1 protein-coding gene is annotated in these 273 nt (G+C 48.0%); it reads right to left on the bottom strand.

The genetic code is table 11. The features are described from left to right. A partial coding sequence (locus tag LRL21_RS47490; RefSeq protein WP_240422247.1) for an ABC transporter permease subunit occupies positions 1-273 on the bottom strand: 273 nt, incomplete at both ends.

Genomic DNA, 273 nt, shown 5'->3' with positions numbered 1-273 from the left:
ACGGTGCGGTGAAGCTGCCGATAATGCCCATGAAGACGAACGTCATCGAGACCAGCATCGTTTTATAGGAAAGGGGGATTATGAATCTAAGCAAAATTTGCAGCCTTCCGGCTCCGGCATCCTTAGCGCTTTCCACAATTGAATTCGGAATGCCGGATAGAGCGGAACTGAGCATCATCGTGGTAAACGGAATGTTGAACCAAAGATTGGCAAGCACTAATCCGCTGTAGCTGTATATGATTTTCGGAAAATAGTCTCCGCCGAACAGCAGGA

The sequence above is a fragment of the Paenibacillus periandrae genome, from assembly GCF_022458865.1.
GTDB classification, from domain to species: domain Bacteria; phylum Bacillota; class Bacilli; order Paenibacillales; family NBRC-103111; genus Paenibacillus_S; species Paenibacillus_S periandrae.
This window is presented reverse-complemented; position numbering and strand designations above follow the sequence as displayed.